At 72.9% G+C, this 15,907-nt stretch carries 16 protein-coding genes; 5 read left to right on the top strand and 11 right to left on the bottom strand.

Annotation, left to right across the window (positions count from 1 at the left end):
- Positions 1-277 precede the first annotated feature (277 nt).
- Entirely contained in the window at positions 278-1,048 is a 771-nt protein-coding gene (locus AMK16_RS23210) for a GntR family transcriptional regulator (protein ID WP_073918676.1), read from the top strand.
- A 362-nt stretch (positions 1,049-1,410) separates the two neighbouring features.
- Here AMK16_RS23210 and AMK16_RS23205 read toward each other — a convergent pair whose 3' ends face one another.
- From AMK16_RS23205 to AMK16_RS23195, 3 genes are all read right to left on the bottom strand, one after another.
- On the bottom strand, positions 1,411-2,568 hold the full coding sequence (locus tag AMK16_RS23205; RefSeq protein ID WP_073918675.1) for an ROK family transcriptional regulator: 1,158 nt from the start codon (positions 2,566-2,568) through the stop codon (positions 1,411-1,413).
- A 108-nt stretch (positions 2,569-2,676) separates the two neighbouring features.
- On the bottom strand, positions 2,677-3,327 hold the full coding sequence (locus AMK16_RS23200) for a response regulator transcription factor (protein WP_073918673.1): 651 nt from the start codon (positions 3,325-3,327) through the stop codon (positions 2,677-2,679).
- A 4-nt stretch (positions 3,328-3,331) separates the two neighbouring features.
- A complete protein-coding gene (locus AMK16_RS23195) occupies positions 3,332-4,507 on the bottom strand; it encodes a sensor histidine kinase (RefSeq protein ID WP_073918672.1) in 1,176 nt (391 codons plus the stop codon).
- A 108-nt stretch (positions 4,508-4,615) separates the two neighbouring features.
- On the opposite strand from AMK16_RS23195, the gene AMK16_RS23190 reads away from it, so the two are divergent.
- From AMK16_RS23190 to AMK16_RS23180, 3 genes are all read left to right on the top strand, one after another.
- Positions 4,616-5,527 (top strand): ABC transporter ATP-binding protein, encoded by a 912-nt coding sequence (locus tag AMK16_RS23190; protein WP_073918670.1) that lies wholly within the window; start codon positions 4,616-4,618, stop codon positions 5,525-5,527.
- 96 nt (positions 5,528-5,623) lie between these two features.
- Complete coding sequence (locus tag AMK16_RS23185) at positions 5,624-6,373, top strand: ABC transporter permease (RefSeq protein ID WP_073918668.1); 750 nt, start codon at positions 5,624-5,626, stop codon at positions 6,371-6,373.
- Positions 6,374-6,413: 40 nt separating this feature from the next.
- Entirely contained in the window at positions 6,414-6,851 is a 438-nt protein-coding gene (locus tag AMK16_RS23180) for a hypothetical protein (RefSeq protein ID WP_073918667.1), read from the top strand.
- 28 nt (positions 6,852-6,879) lie between these two features.
- Here AMK16_RS23180 and mug read toward each other — a convergent pair whose 3' ends face one another.
- The 5 genes from mug to AMK16_RS23155 all read right to left on the bottom strand — a co-directional run bounded on the left by mug (position 6,880) and on the right by AMK16_RS23155 (position 12,269).
- Entirely contained in the window at positions 6,880-7,437 is a 558-nt protein-coding gene (gene mug / locus AMK16_RS23175) for a G/U mismatch-specific DNA glycosylase (RefSeq protein WP_073918665.1), read from the bottom strand.
- The gene (gene purB, locus AMK16_RS23170; protein WP_073918664.1) at positions 7,434-8,867 is read right to left on the bottom strand and encodes an adenylosuccinate lyase; all 1,434 of its coding nucleotides are present in this window, start codon (positions 8,865-8,867) and stop codon (positions 7,434-7,436) included. Before purB ends, mug begins: the two co-directional genes overlap by 4 nt.
- A 71-nt stretch (positions 8,868-8,938) precedes the next feature.
- Complete coding sequence (locus AMK16_RS23165) at positions 8,939-9,730, bottom strand: SGNH/GDSL hydrolase family protein (protein WP_073918662.1); 792 nt, start codon at positions 9,728-9,730, stop codon at positions 8,939-8,941.
- A 68-nt stretch (positions 9,731-9,798) separates the two neighbouring features.
- The gene (locus AMK16_RS23160; protein WP_073918661.1) at positions 9,799-10,824 is read right to left on the bottom strand and encodes a hemolysin family protein; all 1,026 of its coding nucleotides are present in this window, start codon (positions 10,822-10,824) and stop codon (positions 9,799-9,801) included.
- A complete protein-coding gene (locus AMK16_RS23155; RefSeq protein ID WP_079191668.1) occupies positions 10,821-12,269 on the bottom strand; it encodes a hemolysin family protein in 1,449 nt (482 codons plus the stop codon). Before AMK16_RS23155 ends, AMK16_RS23160 begins: the two co-directional genes overlap by 4 nt.
- Before the next feature lie 213 nt (positions 12,270-12,482).
- Between AMK16_RS23155 and AMK16_RS23150 the strand changes: the two genes are divergently transcribed.
- Entirely contained in the window at positions 12,483-12,917 is a 435-nt protein-coding gene (locus tag AMK16_RS23150; protein WP_073918659.1) for a GNAT family N-acetyltransferase, read from the top strand.
- On the opposite strand, the gene AMK16_RS23145 is transcribed toward AMK16_RS23150, so the two are convergent.
- From AMK16_RS23145 to AMK16_RS23135, 3 genes are all read right to left on the bottom strand, one after another.
- The gene (locus AMK16_RS23145; RefSeq protein WP_073918658.1) at positions 12,889-13,560 is read right to left on the bottom strand and encodes a class I SAM-dependent methyltransferase; all 672 of its coding nucleotides are present in this window, start codon (positions 13,558-13,560) and stop codon (positions 12,889-12,891) included. The two genes, AMK16_RS23150 and AMK16_RS23145, sit on opposite strands and share 29 nt — an antisense overlap.
- A 287-nt stretch (positions 13,561-13,847) precedes the next feature.
- Entirely contained in the window at positions 13,848-14,558 is a 711-nt protein-coding gene (bioD, locus tag AMK16_RS23140) for a dethiobiotin synthase (protein WP_073918656.1), read from the bottom strand.
- Position 14,559: 1 nt separating this feature from the next.
- Complete coding sequence (locus tag AMK16_RS23135) at positions 14,560-15,798, bottom strand: adenosylmethionine--8-amino-7-oxononanoate transaminase (RefSeq protein ID WP_242438866.1); 1,239 nt, start codon at positions 15,796-15,798, stop codon at positions 14,560-14,562.
- Between the last annotated feature and the right edge of the window lie 109 nt (positions 15,799-15,907).

The following is a 15,907-nucleotide window of genomic DNA, read 5'->3' as shown; positions in this document are numbered from 1 at the left end:
TCGGGTGGACGCGTGTGAGACGGGCTGTCAGGAGTGCCTACCGCCATGATTACCGTCCGGTAGCCCTTGACTACAAGGCCCTGGAACACACGAGAACATCCCGTGAACGGCTTGATACGTATGCCCGGTCTGCCCGGCAAAGGGATGAGCATTGGTCTTGACCAAGGGGGTGCGCCGTCCTATCGTCGCAGGGATAGTGCAGGAACCTTTAATAAACAAAGGCGCGGAACTGCCGCTGGAACACACGGCGAGTGCAGCGATGGCAGGAGGAGTCAGGGTGGGGACCACGCAGCTCGAAACGGTGCCGGAGCCGAAGTACTGGCACCTGAAGACCGTTCTCAGTGAAGCGCTCGACCAGGACTTCGCCGTCGGCGAGGTGCTGCCGAACGAGCGTGAGCTCGCCGCCCGTTTCGGAGTCGCCCGCGCGACCCTGCGCCAGGCACTGGAGCAGCTGGAGCTCGAAGGCCGGCTGCAGCGCCGCCGGGGCGTGGGCACCACGGTCGCCCCGCCGCGCGTGGGTGTCGCCGTCGGCAGTACGCAGCACAGCTGGCCCGGTGAGAGCGCCGACGGCTGGGAGCCGGTGGACGCGGCCGAGGGCCTGCCGCCCGCCGCGGTCCTCGGGCTCCTCGGTACGGGCGGGGTGTTCGCCGCCGGCCGGCCCGTCCACGTCGTCCGCCGCACCCGGGTCACCCACGGGCAGGCCGTCGCGGCCGAACTGCTCTACGTCCCGGCCGCCTCCGTACCCGGTCTCCCCGCCATCGAGGCCCCGGCCGGCCCCGCCCGCGCCCGCGCCGTCCTGCGCGAGCTGCAGCGGCTGACCCTGGACGGCCAGGACCGCTCGGTGGAACTGGGCTCCGCCCGGGCCGATGACGCCAAGGAGCTCGACCGCCTCCCCGGCGCGCCGGTCCTCCTGGTGACCACCCGTTACTTCACCTCCGCCGGTACCGCCGCGGTCTCCGTGGCCACCTACCGCGCCGACACCTGCCGTCTGACCTTCGGCGACTCGGGCGGCGTCGAGATCGCCGACGAGCCGCGCGTGGCCTCCTGACCCCACCCGGTGCGGCGTCCTGTCCGGGCGCCGCCCACCGGCTCGCGGGCCTCGCGGTACGCGGCGTCTCCACAGCTGCCGACCTGATGCCCTCGCCGACCTGATGCCTTCGCCGGCGTCCGGCCCTCGTCGGGGTACGGGCCTCGTCGGGTTACGGGCCTCGCCGGTGTCCGAGCCTCGTCGGGCCTTGCCGCGATGGGTTCCTGCCCTGTCGGGTTCCGCCGGCGGGTCCCGGCCTCGGCAGGCCCTGCCTCGTCGGTCCTGCCCGCCGGGCCCCGGTCGTCCTCGGCGTCGGGTCCCGGTAGTCCTCGGCGACCGCGGGACGCCGTCCGATGCGGGACGGCCCGGTCGGGCGCGGGTCGTCAGTGGCGGCGGGCCGTGACCGTCTTCTCCACCGCGAAGAGCTCTTCCTCGACGTGGTCCAGCGCGAGCCGGAGCGCCCCGGTGGCCACCGCGGCCTCGCCGAGCAGGGACAGCGCCACCCGCGGCGGACGCAGGCAGTAGCGTTCCAGCTCCTGCCGCAGGGGGCCGAGCACCCCGTCCAGGCCGGCCGCCCAGCCGCCGACCACGACCAGCTCCGGATCCATCGCCAGGACCAGCGCCGCCACATCGTGCACCAGCCGCTGGATGAAGCGCTCCACGGCGGCCACCGCCCCCGCGTCACCCCGGCGGGCCATCGCGAAGACCTCGGCCACGGCGGGCTCGTCCAGCGGATGCAGCGGCTCCCCGGTGGTGGACAACAGCTTCTCGGGCGTGACCTCGCGGCCCAGCAGGTGCAGGGCGCCGATCTCCCCCGCCGCCCCGCCGAAGCCCCGGTGCAGCCGCCCGCCGATCAGCGAGCCCGCGCCCGGACTGAGCCCCGCCATCACGAACACCATGTCGTCGGTGTCCTGTGCGGCGCCCTTCCAGTGCTCGGCGACCGCAGCCGCGTTGGCATCGTTCTCCACGTGTACCGGGCAGCGGAACGAACGCCGCAGCCGGTCCCCGAGCGGCAGTCCCGTCCAGCCGGGCAGCGCCGTGCCCAGGCGGACGGTGCCGTCCGCCTCCACGATCCCCGGGCTGCCGACACCGACCGCCCGCAGGGAGTCGCGCGGTATCCCGGCCCGGCGCAGCAGGTCCGCCACCGCCGCCCGCACCCGCTCCAGCCGCTCGTCGGCCGAGGCCGTCTCGGCGACCTCCTTGGTGCCCGCGCCGATGACCCGCCCGTCCAGACCCGACAGCAGCACCGCGACGCGGTGCGAGCCGATCTCGATGCCCAGCAGGTGGCCCGCCTCGGCCCGGAAGCGGAACCTGCGCGCGGGACGCCCCTGCCGCCGCGTGCCTTCCTCGGCCTCGGCCTCGACGACGAGCCCGGTCCCGATCAGCCCCTCGACGACACCTTCGACGGTCGGCCGGGACAGCCCGGTCACGCGCGTGAGGTCGGTGAGGGTCGGCGAACCGGCCACGCGCAGTGCCCGGAGCACCACGGCGGAGTTGATACGACGGAGCAGAGAAGGGTCCCCGCCGGTCAGCTGCCCCAACGTGTCCTCCCAGCTGGTGAGCCTGTCAGCCGGATCGTACTGCGGACCTGCGGCGGCGGCGACAAGCAGGCCCCCATCAGCCGGAACCCGCCCCTCCACCTCCCTGCCTCAGGCCGGGGCCACGAACCCCGACTCGTACGCGGTGATCACCGCCTGAGTGCGGTCGCGCGCCCCCAGCTTCGCCAGGATCGCGCTCACGTGGGACTTCACCGTCTCGGCGCCGATGATCAGCTCGCCCGCGATCTCCACATTGGTCAACCCCCGCGCCATGAGGCGCAGCACCGACTCCTCCCGCTCGGTCAGGGCCGCCCGCTCCAGCGCGGCCCGGGCGTGCCGGTTGCCGTACTCGGCGGCCAGTGCGCGCACCGCCGCCGGGAAGAGCAGCGTCTCGCCCTCCGCGACCAACCGCACCGCGTGCACGATCTCCGAGGGGCGCGCCCGCTTCAGCAGGAAGCCGTCCGCTCCCGCCCGCAGCGCCTGGTAGACGTATTCGTCGTTCTCGAAGGTGGTGACCACCAGGATCTTCGGCGGCGAGTCCACCGTCCGCAGGACCGCCTTGGTCGCCTCGATCCCGTCGAGCAACGGCATCCGCACGTCCATCGCGACCACATCGGGCCGCAGTTGCCTCACGAGCGGGACCACCGAGGCTCCGTCGGCCGCCTCGCCCACCACTTCGATGTCGGGCTGGGCTTCCAGGACGGCGCGCAGACCCGCACGCACCAGGGGTTCGTCATCGACGAGCAGTACGGTAACCGGCATCCGGTCAGCGTATTCGCTCCAGCGGAAGCCGCGCGCGCACCCTCCAACTGCCCTCGTACGGACCGCTCTCGGCCTCCCCGCCCAGCAGTGCGGCGCGCTCCCGGATCCCCCGCAGTCCGCCACCCGTACCCGTCATCAGCGCGGGCCCCTGCGGCAACGGGTTGACGACCTCCAGGTCCAGCCGCCCCACGGCCGCCTCGATCCGCACCCGGACCGGCACCGGCCCGCAGTGCCGCAGGACATTGGTCAGCGCCTCTTGCAGGATCCGGTACCCCTCGCGGGTGACGGGCCCCGGCAGCTTCTCCAGGGCACCCGACAGTTCGGCGTCCACGGACGAGCCGGAGGCCCTCGCCGAATTCAGCAGCCGGTCCGCATCCGCGAGGGTCGGCCGCTGGGAGGGCGGTTGCGCGGATTCCCGCAGCACCAGCAGAACCCGTTCCAGGTCCTCCATCGCGGCCCGGCCCGTCTCCTCGATCGCGCACAGGGCACGCTCGGTGAAGTCCGCGTTCCCCGCGGCCCGGGCGGCGCCCGCCTGGACCACCGCCACGGTCAGCGCGTGCCCGATGGAGTCGTGCAGCTCGCGGGCGATGCGCGTCCGCTCCAGCAGCTGTTCGGTACGCGCCTCCAGCGCGGTGAGCCGCTCCGCCGCCGACGGCCCCAGCAGGCGGGCGGCGATGCCCGTGACGGCCTCACCGAGCAGGACCACGATGACCAGCAGCAGGACCAGGGGGAGCGGAGCGAGGAGGACTGCGGCCCACCGCGGCGGGGTGAAGGGGAGCACCACATCCGCCGTCAGCGCACTGCCCGCCGCGGTGAAGGCCAGCTCCAGGGTGATGACCGGCAGCCACACCGTGCACACGCCGACCAGGCCGGCGAGCACGAGACGTATCTCCAGCCAGACCACCGTCCGCCAGCGGTCCGCCCACCGCACGGACGGTGCGGTACCGATGGACCCGTCGTGCTGCCCGCGCTCGTGCGGAGCGAGCAGGAACTGCGCCTGCAGTCCCTCCGCCAGCCGTACCCACGGCAGGAACCCGAACGGCGCGACGATCAGAACGGGCATCCAGGGCCATGCCGGCTCTATGAACAGCCAGATGGACACGATCAGGATCGGCACGAGCAGATGCAGCCATCGTGTGTACGTGACCCCGCGGAGGGGGGCACGAAGCAGTCGGTACATGCCCTCATCCTGGCAGTCGGCACCCGTCCGGCGTCTCCCCCACGTGGGGGAGACGATCCCCCCGCACGGGGGAGGAGGGGGAGGGGGTCCGGCGGCGAGTCTTGAGCCATGAACAGCATCGAAATCCGAGAACTGACCAGGCGGTACGGCGCCACCCGTGCCGTGGACCACCTCACCTTCGACGTGCTGCCCGGACGCGTCACCGGCTTCCTCGGGCCCAATGGAGCCGGCAAGTCCACCACGATGCGACTGCTGTTGGGCTTGGACCGGCCCACCTCCGGAACCGCCACCGTCGGCGGGCAGCGGTTCACCACGTTCACCGAGCCGCTGCGCCGGGTGGGGGCGCTCCTCGACCCGCAGGCAATCCACGGCGGGCGCACCGGCCGCGACCACCTGCGTCTGCTCGCCGCCACGAACCGGATCCCCGCGTCCCGGGTGGAGGAGGTGCTGGAGCGGTCCGGGATCGCCCCGGCCGCGGACCGGCGCGTCGGCAAGTACTCCCTGGGCATGCGCCAACGGCTCGGCATTGCCGCGGCTCTGCTCGGCGACCCGGGGGTGCTGCTGCTGGACGAGCCGGCCAACGGACTGGATCCCGAGGGCATCGTCTGGATCCGCCGGCTGCTGCGCGCCCTCGCCGCCGAGGGGCGGACCGTCCTTGTCTCCAGTCACCTCATGTCCGAGACCGCTGCCTTCGCCGACCACTTGGTCGTGCTGGGCCGGGGCCGGCTGCTGGCGGACACCTCGATGGAGGAGTTCATCGACGCGCGCAGCACTCCCCGGGTCCGACTGCGCACCGCTGACCCGGTCAGCCTGCGGGCCGCCCTCGCCCGGGACGGCTTCGAGCTGGTGGGCGCCGAAGGCGGGCGCTGGGTCGTCGAGGGCATACGGGCGGAACGCCTTGGGGCCCTGGCCGCCGCGGAAGGGATCCCCCTGCTGGAGCTCTCCGACGAGCGTGCCTCGCTGGAGCAGGCCTATCTGGACCTCACCGCCGACCAGTCCCCGTTCGCTGCCGCCCCCTGACCGCCGCCCCGACCGCCATTCGTCGACCGTCCCCTCTGACCCACCGCCACCGCACCGTCAGCGCCTGACCGTCACCCGTTCTCCAGGAGGCTCGCCATGAGCACCGCTCTGCCCACCTTGCCCGTCCTGCACTCGGAATGGATCAAGATCCGGTCCCTGCGGGGCACGTTCTGGTCCCTGATATCCATCCTTGTCGCCACCGCCGGGATCCAGACGCTCGCCGCCGCGCTGACCGGCCGGGCGCACGAAGGCAGCCTGGGCGACGACCCGCTCCTCGCCGCCTTCTACGGACTCAACTTCGGCCAGATCGCCGCCATCGCCTTCGGCGCGAGCGCCTTCTCCGCCGAATTCCACCACGGAGGGCTGCGGACCAGTCTCACCGCCGTGCCCCGGCGCACACGGTTCTACCTCTCGAAGATCCTGATGGTGGGCGGACTCGCCCTGGTGATGGGCCTGGTCACCGGCTTCGTGACCTTCGTCGCGGGCCAGGCGTTCATGGGGCCCTACGCTCTGGGACTGGGGTCGCCGGGCAGCTTGCGGGCGATCGTCGGCAGCGGTCTCTATCTGACCGTCATGGCGCTGTTCGCCGCGGGCCTGACGGCTGTGCTGCGCAGTGGGGTGGTGGTGCTCGGCATCCTCATACCCTTCGTCCTGATGGTGTCCTTCATCGTCGGTGAGGCCACGAGCGGACTGGGTCAGTACATGCCGGACCGGGCGGGGCAGGCCATGCTGCGGCTCGAACCGCAGGGCGGCCTCGGGCCCTGGGGCGGGCTGGGCGTGATGGTCCTGTGGGCGGTGGTGACGGTGGTCGGCGGCTGGATCGCCGTTCGGCGCAGGGACGCGTGACGGCAGGCCAGTTGTCAGTGGTCGTCGGGATACTGACGGGATGACCACGGCAGAGCATCTCGACACGATCGACGGGCTCAGGACCAGGGAGTTCCCGGCCGAGCCGGTCTGGTCCGGAGGGCAGAGCAGCGGCCCGGGCCACCACCTCGTACCGGTCGGCCGGACCGCGGACTTCTGGGAGGACGGCGGCTCGGGCCGGCCGGAGGCCGCCGACCAGATCAGCGCCGAGTACGGGGCGCTCACCCAGGCCCTGACCGACCGGTGGGGACAAGCCCAGGTCTTCAGTCTGGTGTCCCTGAGGGACCGCGGTTTCGACGGGGAGGAGATACCCGAGCCGTGGGACGAGCTGAGCAACAGCACGGACCACGTGCACCTGTGGCGGGCCGGTGACCGGTGGCTCGTGGCCTATGTGGCGCAGTGGGACGAGGGCGACCCCTACCTGCTGATGGCAGGGGTCACCGTGATCGACCCGCCGTGAGGCCCGACCGGAGCGGGGCAGGCTCCCGTCAGAACCCGGCAGAGGATTCCGGGGCTTCGGCGGCCGCGCGGAGGCGGCCGTACTCCTGGGCCATGGACTCGGCCGTCCAGTGGGCGTTGAGGCCACTGGGATTGGGGAGGGCCCAGATACGGGTGGAGCCGATGGTCCGTTCCTGGGGACCGATCTGCGCTGTGCGCTCGCCGAATGCCGTGCGGTAGGCGGTGACGCCGACCACCGCAAGCCATTGGGGGCGCAGCAGTTCCACCTTGGCCTTCAGGATGCGGCCGCCCTCGCGGAACTCCTCCGCGCTCAGTTCGTCGGCGCGGGCCGTGGCACGCGCCACCACGTTGGTGATGCCCAGCCGGTAGGTGAGCAGCTCTTCCTGCTCCGAGGGGGCCAAGCGGCGCGGGGTGAAGCCCGAGAGGTGCAGGACCGGCCAGAAGCGGTTGCCGGGGCGGGCGAAGTGGTGGCCCGTCGCGGCGGAGAGGAGACCGGGGTTGATGCCGCAGAAGAGCACACGCAGACCGCCCGCGACCACGTCCGGGAGGACGCGGTCGCGGGCGGCGTTCAGCTCGTCGGGGGTCAGAGGATCGACCCCGGCGTGTACGCGGCGGCTTCCGGGTGCTGCTTGGAGATCGCCTCGATGCGCGAGACCACCGCCGCCACCTGGTCGCCCGCGGCCCCGGTGAAGGACAGCTTGTCGGCCATGAGGGCGTCGAGCTGGGCCCGGTCCAGCGGCATCCGCTCGTCGGCGGCCAGCTTGTCCAGCAGCTCGTTGCGCTCGGCGCCCTGCTCGCGCATGGCCAGCGCGGAGGCCACCGCGTGCTCCTTGATGACCTCGTGGGCGGCCTCGCGGCCCACCCCGGCCCGCACCGCGCCCATCAGGACCTTGGTGGTCGCCAGGAAGGGCAGGTAGCGGTCCAGCTCACGGGCCACGACCGCCGGGAAGGCGCCGAATTCGTCGAGGACCGTCAGGAAGGTCTCCAGCAGACCGTCGAAGGCGAAGAACGCATCCGGCAGGGCCACGCGCCGGACCACGGAGCAGGAGACGTCGCCCTCGTTCCACTGGTCGCCGGCCAGCTCGCCGGTCATCGAGGCGTAACCGCGCAAGATGACCATCAGACCGTTCACACGCTCGCAGGAGCGGGTGTTCATCTTGTGCGGCATCGCCGAGGAGCCGACCTGGCCGGGCTTGAAGCCCTCGGTGACCAGCTCGTGGCCCGCCATCAGACGGATCGTCTTGGCGATCGAGGACGGGGCGGCGGCCAGCTGCACCAGGGCGGTGACCACGTCATAGTCGAGCGAGCGCGGGTAGACCTGGCCGACCGAGGTGAATGCCTGGCCGAAGCCCAGGTGGGCGGCGATCCGCTGCTCCAGGTCGGCGAGCTTGGCCGCGTCGCCGCCCAGCAGGTCGAGCATGTCCTGCGCGGTGCCGACCGGGCCCTTGATCCCGCGCAGCGGGTAGCGGCCCAGCAGGTCCTCCAGGCGGTCGTAGGCGACCAGCAGCTCATCGGCCGCGGTCGCGAAGCGCTTGCCCAGCGTCGTCGCCTGCGCGGCCACATTGTGCGAGCGGCCGGCCATGACCAGCTCGGCGTGCTCGCCCGCCAGCTTGCCGAGGCGGGCCAGGACGGCCACCGTGCGGTCCCGGGCGAGCTCCAGCGAGAGCCGGATCTGCAGCTGCTCGACGTTCTCGGTGAGGTCGCGGGAGGTCATGCCCTTGTGGACGTGCTCGTGGCCGGCGAGTGCGTTGAACTCCTCGATCCGGGCCTTCACGTCGTGCCGGGTGACCTTTTCGCGCTCGGCGATGGAGGCCAGGTCGACCGTCTCGAGGACACGCTCGTAGTCGGCGAGGGCCTCGTCGGGGACCTCGATGCCGAGGTCCTTCTGGGCGCGCAGCACGGCGAGCCACAGCCGCCGCTCCAGCGTCACCTTGTACTCGGGGGACCACAGGACGGCGAGCTCCGCGGAGGCGTAGCGGCCGGCCAGGACATTGGGGATGCGGGGCTTGGCAGTCACGTGGAGGAATTCTACTTGGGCCGCGGCTGTGCGTTTACGCAGGCAGGGACCCCGCCTCCGATTGTGCCTTGCTACGAGAGCGGATCGCCCGCCATCGGCTCGTACGGCAGCAGTTCGGGGCGCTTGGCCGGGCGCCCGTCCCCCGAGGAGCGGCCGGTCAGCCGGCGGCCGATCCAGGGGAGCAGGTGCTGACGGGCGAAGCTCAGGTCCTGCGTGCGGCGTACCGCCCAGCCCGGGGGCGCCGCGGCGGGCAGCTCGGTGCGCCAGTCCTGCGCGGCGGGCAGGCCCAGCGCCTGCCAGACGGCCTCCGCCACCCGGCGGTGGCCCTCCGCCGTCAGGTGCAGCCGGTCGACGTCCCACATGCGCTGATCGCCGAGGGCCGGAGCCCCGTACAGGTCCACGACCAGGGCGCCGTGCCGGGCGGCGAGCTCCTCGATGAGGACGAAGAGGTCCTCCATCCGCGGCCGGAACCGCTCCATCACCGGGCCGTTGCGCCCCGGTGAACGCATGAGGACGAGCTGCTTGCAGGAGGGGGCGAGCAGTTCCACGGCCGCCTCCAGGTGGCCGCGGACCCGGCCCATGTCGACCTTGGGGCGGAGCGTGTCGTTCAGCCCGCCGACCAGCGTCACCAGGTCGGCGCCCATGGCGGCAGCCACCGGCGCCTGCTCCTCGGCGATCTGACCGATGAGCTTGCCGCGCACCGCGAGGTTCGCGTAGCGAAAGCCCGGCCCGCGTGCCGCGAGGCGTGCGGCCAGCAGATCGGCCCAGCCCCGGTAAGAGCCGTCCGGGAGCAGGTCTGACATGCCCTCGGTGAAGGAGTCACCGACCGCGACGAAACTGTTGTAAGAGGCATTCATCTCCATGGCGGAGCGATGTTACCGCGCGGTACCCCGGCCCCGCAGGGCGGGGGCCCGCACACCCGCCACCACGCCTACGCGGCGGGGGACCTGCCGAAGAGCTCCCGCAGCACGTCCTCCATCGTCACCAGGCCCGTCATGGCCCGGTCCGGCCCGAGGACCGCGGCCAGGTGGGTGCGGCTGCGCCGCATGGCGGTCAGGACGTCGTCCAGCGGGGTCTCGGCCCGGACCTGGGCGATCGGCCGCAGCGCCGACACCGGGAACGGCACCTCCCGCGTCTCCGGCTCCGCATCCAGCGTGTCCTTGACGTGCAGGTAGCCCAGGATCCGGTGCTGGTCGTCGACGACCGGGAAACGGGAGTACCCCGTATCGGCCGAGAGCCGCTCCAGGCCGGCGGGGGTGAGGCCCTCCCGGGCCACGACCACGCGCTCCGAGGGCAGCACCACGTCCCTGACCGGCCGGCGGCCCAGTTCCAGGGCGTCGTGCAGACGCTCGCTGGCGCGGTCGTCGAGGAGCCCCGCGTCACTGGAGTCCTTGACCATCCGCGCCAGCTCGTCGTCCGTGAACGTCGCCGCGACCTCGTCCTTCACGTCCACCCGCAGCAGCCGCAGCAGGGCGTTGGCGAAGGCGTTGATCGCGAAGATCACCGGCCGGAGCGCCCGCGTCACGGCCACCAGCGGCGGCCCCAGCAGCAGCGCGGTGCGCACCGGCTCGGTCAGAGCCACGTTCTTCGGCAGCATCTCCCCGAAGAGCATGTGCAGGTACGTCGCCAGGGCCAGCGCCACCACGAAGGAGATCGCGTGCGTCAGGCCGGCGGGCACCCCGACGAGGTCGAACACCGGGGTCAGCAGGTGCGCGATGGCCGGCTCGGCCACCACGCCCAGCACCAGGGTGCACAGCGTGATGCCCAGCTGGGCCGCCGCCATCATGGCCGACACGTGCTCCAGGCCCCACAGGACCGCACGGGCCCGCCGGTCGCCCTGGTCGGCATGCGGTTCGATCTGGCTGCGCCGGACGGAGATCAGTGCGAACTCCGCCCCGACGAAGAATGCGTTGACGACCAGGGTGGCCAAGCCGATGAGCAACTGGATCGCCGTCATCGGCCCTCCCCCCGGTTCCGGTCGTGATGCGTGTCGGTGTCCGTCTGCGTACCCGTGCTCGTGTCCGTGTCCCTGTCCCTGTCGGTGTCGGCGTCAAGGTGGGCGCTCGCGTCCGGGTCGGCGGGTGTCGCACCGCCCGGCTCGGCCGGCATGCGCAGCAGCACGCGCGCTGCCCGGCGCCCGCCGGCATCCACCACCTCCAGCTGCCAGCCCTCCAGCTCCAGGGCGTCGCCGACGGCCGGGATCCGGCCCAGCTCGGTCGCTATCAGGCCGGCCAGGGTCTCGTACGGGCCGTCCGGCACGCGCAGTCCGATCCGCCGGAGCTGGTCGGTGCGCGCCGAGCCGTCGGCGGAGTAGAGCCGCCGGCCCGAGTCGTCCGTGCCGGCGGGGGCGAGGTCCGAGGTCTCGTGCGGGTCGTGCTCGTCGCGCACCTCGCCGACGACCTCCTCGACGATGTCCTCCAGGGTCACCACGCCGGCCGTACCGCCGTACTCGTCGATGACCACGGCCATCGTCTGCTTGCCGGACAGCAGGTCCAGCAGACGGTCCACGGTCAGGGACTCCGGTACGAGGAGCGGCTCGCGCAGCAGCTGGGACACCGACGTGCGGTGCCGTTCCCCGGAGGGCAGCGCCAGGACGTCCTTGATGTGGACGGTGCCCGCCACGGAGTCGAGGCTGCCGCGGTAGACCGGGAAGCGGGACAGGCCCGTGGCCAGCGTCGCGTTCGCCACGTCCTCGGCGGTGGCCTGCGCGTCGAGGGCGGTGACCTGCACGCGCGGGGTCATCACGTTCTCCGCGGTCAGGTCGGCGAGGTTCAGGGTCCGCACGAACAGCTCGGCGGTGTCCTTCTCCAGGGCGCCCGCCTTCGCCGAGTGCCGCGCCAGGGCGACCAGCTCCTGCGGGGTGCGCGCGGAGGCCAGCTCATCGGCCGGCTCCATGCCGAGGCGGCGCACCAGGTGGTTCGCGGTGGTGTTGAGGTGGCTGATCAGCGGCCGGAAGGCGCGGCTGAAGACCCGCTGCATGGTCGCCACCCGTTTGGCGATGGCCAGCGGGGAGGAGATCGCCCAGTTCTTGGGCACCAGCTCACCGACGACCATCAGGGCGACGGTCGACAGGGCGGTGCCGAGGATCAGGGCGGTGGAGGACGCCGTCTCGGGGGACAGCCCGAGGGCTTCGAACGGGCCCTGGAGCAGGGCGGAGATCGACGACTTCGAGAGCATGCCGATGACCAGGCCGGTCACGGTGATGCCGAGCTGGGCGCCGGAGAGCTGGAACGTCAGGGTCCGGACGGCGGCCAGCGCACTGTCGGCTCCGCGCTCGCCCCGCTCGACGGCTCGTTCCAGTTCGCTGCGCTCGACGGTGGTCAGCGAGAATTCGGCCGCGACGAAAGCGCCGCACGCAAGGCAGAGCACCAGGGCCAAGACGAGCAGGAGCACCTCGGTCATCGGTCGATCACCTCCGTCCCATGATCGGCCAGGAGGCGGGGTGCCGCGCGATGTCGTGCGCGGGCAGAGGGGGAATGTCGTGGACCGGGAGGCTCGCCCATGGGCGGACGCTCACACCTTTCACATCGGGGGGACTGTGTCCCCATGGTAAAGGACGGGCAAAGGCGGCGGATCATTCCTTTGCCGAGCGGGCCCCGGTGATGGGATCGCCCTATGAACGATCTTCACATCGGCCCCGCGTCGGCCGCCGACCTCAGCGACGTACTGGACTTCTGGAAGTCCGCCGCCGAGGGGACGAGTATCAGCGACGATCCCGCGGGGGTCGAACGGCTGCACCGGCGCGACCCGGACGCGCTGCTGCTCGCCCGGCGCGGCGGAGAGCTCGTCGGCACCGTGATCGCCGGCTTCGACGGCTGGCGCTGCCACCTCTACCGGCTCGCCGTGCATCCCGGATACCGGCGGCAGGGCATCGCTACGGCCCTGCTGGCGGCCGCCGAGGAGCGCTTCGCCGGCCTCGGCGGACGGCGCGGGGACGCGATGGTGCTCGACCGGAACGCCTCGGCGCACCGGGCGTGGGACGCGGCCGGATACCGGCCCCAGGAGGAATGGACCCGCTGGGTCAAGGCAATCGACGGGCCGACCCGATGACGCAGTAGGAGGTGGGCAGGGCCGGACCGCGCTCGGGCAGCCGGAAGCTGCGCTGCGAGACGATCCGGAAACCGGCCGCCTCCACCGCGGCGAGCGGGTCGCGGGCGGTGTGGCAGCCGCCGAAGAGCAAGGGCCAGACGGTCCGGTCGAGGCCGCGCTGGAGGGCGGCCATACCGGGGCCGGGGGCGAGGCCGTGCTCCAGGAAGCGCAGTTCCGCGTCGGGGCGGAGCACGCGGTGCAGTTCGGACAGGGAGCGGGGCAGGTCCCGTACGGTGCACAGCACCAACGAGGCGACGGCGGCGTCGAAGGCCTCGCTCTTGACCGGGAGGGCCTCGGCGGCGGCCGGTACGAGGTCCACCGGGACCTCGGCGCGCGAGGCGGCGGCGGCCGCGAGCCGGCGGAGGGTGGGCTCCGGCTCGACGGCGACCACCTCGGAGACGGCGCGGGGGTAGTGCGCGAAGTTCAGGCCGTTGCCGGCGCCGATCTCGATGACGCGGCCGGAGACGCCGTGGAGCAGCTCGCGGCGGAGGGCGGCGACGGCGCCCAGGGTCTCGGCGGTGGTGCTGGCGCGGGCGTAGAACCGGGCGAAGAGGGGGTGGTGGACCGGATCGCGGGGCGGGGTCTGGCGGCGGCGAGGCGGCATGGCGGACCTCCGGGGCGGCGGGGACGTACGCGTACCTCCAGCGTGCCCTTTCCGCCGGCGCTCATCCCCGGGGGGTGGGGGTGCCGGGGCGCGGCGCGCTGCCGGGGCGCTGCTCCGGGGCCCCGCGCCTCAATCGCCGGCGGGGCTGGGGGGGCCGGTTACGCCCGGGGTGACGGTGGTGCCGCGTGGGGTGGGCTGTCGGGTGTGGCCGTGGTGCTGGGGCGCTGCCCCGGGCCCCCGCGCATCCATCGCTCGCTGCGCGGGGGTGTTCGGGGTTCGGGGACGGGTCAAGTGGGTTGGAGGGTTTGGGGGGACCAGGTGCCCGACAGGGTGGGGGACAGCCAGGTGGGGGCCTCCGTGCGGAAGCGGTGCGGAGGGAGGGTGCCCGAGCCTTCCGGGATCGCGCCCAGCAGGGGGGCGCCCGAGACCTTCGGGAGGTCCGCGAGGTTGCAGCGGGAGGCCAGGTCCGGTTCGGCCGGCCAGCTGCCGATCACCACGCCCAGCTGGGTCAGGTCCCGCGCCCTGAGGGCCTCCGCAGTCAGGGCGGCGGAGTTGAGGGTGCCCAGGCCCGCCGGGGCCACCACCAGGACCGGCGCGCCCAGCAGCCGCGCCGCGTCCGCGAGCGAGTGCCCCGCCTCGTCGAAGCGGACCAGCAGCCCGCCCGCGCCCTCCACCAGCACGAGGTCGTGGTCCAGGGCCAGCCGCTCCGCCGCCTGGGCGATCTGCGCGGGGGAGAGCGTCGCCAGCCCCGCGCGGCGGGCCGCCGTGTCCGGAGCCAATGGCTCCGGGTAGCGGGCCAGTTCGAGCGCGGTCACCGTCGGGCCGGCGAGGCGGACCACCTCGGCGGCGTCCCCCGGCTCCTCGGGCCCCACCCCGGTCTGCGCGGGCTTGAGCACCGCCACCGTGAGACCGGCCGCCACCGCCGCGGCCGCGACCGCGGACGTGACGACCGTCTTGCCGATCTCCGTGCCCGTGCCGGACACGATCAGTACGGACATCTCAGCCTTCCTGTGCCGCCGCGCACACCGCGCGGCAGATCCGGGCGACATCGGCGTCGCCGGTGACGAACGGCGGCATGGTGTAGATCAGGTCGCGGAAGGGGCGCAGCCACACGCCCTCGCGCACCGCCGCCCGGGTGGCGGCCGCCATGTCGACCTCGTGGTCCAGCTGCACCACACCGATCGCGCCGAGGACGCGTACGTCCCGTACGCCCGGCAGTCCGGCGGCGGCCGCCAGGCCCTCGCGCAGGCCCGTCTCGATCCGCTTGACCTCGGTCGCCCAGTCCTGTCCGAGCAGCAGCTCGATCGAGGCCAGTGCGACGGCCGTGGCGAGCGGGTTGCCCATGAAGGTCGGCCCGTGCGCGAGCACCGGCACGGCGCCCCGCGAGATCCCCTCGGCCACCCGCTCCGTGCACAAGGTCGCGGCCAGCGTGAGGTAACCGCCGGTCAACGCCTTTCCCAGGCACATCACGTCCGGTGTGATTCCCGCGTGGTCGGCCGCGAAGAGCGCGCCGGTGCGGCCGAAGCCCGTCGCGATCTCGTCCAGGATGAGGAGGACGCCGTACTCGTCGCACAGGTCGCGCAGCACCCGCAGGTGGGACGGGTGGTGGAAGCGCATCCCGCCCGCGCCCTGGACCACCGGCTCCACGATGACCGCGGCCAGCTCGTCGGCGTGCGCGGCGACCAGGGAGCGCAGGTGGTCGGCGTACGCCGGGTCCACGGGGGTGTCGAAGTCGCCGGGCGGCGCGTCCGCGAAGACCTGGCGCGGCAGGTGGCCCTGCCACAGCTCGTGCATGCCGCCCTCGGGGTCGCAGACGCCCATCGGCTGCCAGGTGTCGCCGTGGTAGCCGCCGCGCCAGGTCAGCAGCCGGGTCTTGCCGGTGCGCCCCAGCGAACGCCAGTACTGCAGGCACATCTTGACGGCGACCTCGACGGCCACGGAACCCGAGTCGCAGAGGAAGACGTGCTCCAGCCCGGGCGGGGTGATCTCCACGAGCTTCGCGGCGAGCCGGACGGCGGGCTCGTGGGTGAGCCCGCCGAACATCACGTGCGACATACGGCCCAGCTGCGCGGTCGCGGCCTCGTTCAGCGCCGGGTGGTTGTAGCCGTGGATCGCCGACCACCAGGAGGACATGCCGTCGACGAGCTCGGCGTGGCCCTGGCCCTGGGACGGGTCGGCGAGCCGCAGCCGGACACCCGACGCGGAGGCGACCACCAGCGGTTCCTGCCGGCCGGGCATCGGACCGTACGGGTGCCAGACGTGCTGCCGGTCGAGCGCGAGGAGATCCGCGCCGGTCGCCGGCGTACCGGCCGGATCGAACTGATCGACCTGCTCGGCGGGATGGAAC

It is taken from the genome of Streptomyces sp. CB00455 (assembly GCF_001905445.1).
GTDB lineage: Bacteria > Actinomycetota > Actinomycetes > Streptomycetales > Streptomycetaceae > Streptomyces.
The sequence above is the reverse complement of the archived record's forward strand: the minus strand, read 5'-3'. Positions and strand labels throughout refer to the sequence as shown.

Bases quoted from the DNA above. Each gene is read 5' to 3' on its own strand.
- AMK16_RS23135 (WP_242438866.1), bottom strand. From the start codon at position 15,798: ATGCCCGGCCGGCAGGAACCGCTGGTGGTCGCCTCCGCGTCGGGTGTC.
- AMK16_RS23195 (WP_073918672.1), bottom strand. From the start codon at position 4,507: ATGTACCGACTGCTTCGTGCCCCCCTCCGCGGGGTCACGTACACACGA.
- AMK16_RS23150 (WP_073918659.1), top strand. From the start codon at position 12,483: ATGAACGATCTTCACATCGGCCCCGCGTCGGCCGCCGACCTCAGCGAC.
- AMK16_RS23200 (WP_073918673.1), bottom strand. From the start codon at position 3,327: ATGCCGGTTACCGTACTGCTCGTCGATGACGAACCCCTGGTGCGTGCG.
- bioD (WP_073918656.1), bottom strand. From the start codon at position 14,558: ATGTCCGTACTGATCGTGTCCGGCACGGGCACGGAGATCGGCAAGACG.
- AMK16_RS23185 (WP_073918668.1), top strand. From the start codon at position 5,624: ATGAGCACCGCTCTGCCCACCTTGCCCGTCCTGCACTCGGAATGGATC.
- AMK16_RS23165 (WP_073918662.1), bottom strand. From the start codon at position 9,730: ATGGAGATGAATGCCTCTTACAACAGTTTCGTCGCGGTCGGTGACTCC.
- AMK16_RS23180 (WP_073918667.1), top strand. From the start codon at position 6,414: ATGACCACGGCAGAGCATCTCGACACGATCGACGGGCTCAGGACCAGG.
- AMK16_RS23190 (WP_073918670.1), top strand. From the start codon at position 4,616: ATGAACAGCATCGAAATCCGAGAACTGACCAGGCGGTACGGCGCCACC.
- AMK16_RS23155 (WP_079191668.1), bottom strand. From the start codon at position 12,269: ATGACCGAGGTGCTCCTGCTCGTCTTGGCCCTGGTGCTCTGCCTTGCG.
- AMK16_RS23160 (WP_073918661.1), bottom strand. From the start codon at position 10,824: ATGACGGCGATCCAGTTGCTCATCGGCTTGGCCACCCTGGTCGTCAAC.
- AMK16_RS23145 (WP_073918658.1), bottom strand. From the start codon at position 13,560: ATGCCGCCTCGCCGCCGCCAGACCCCGCCCCGCGATCCGGTCCACCAC.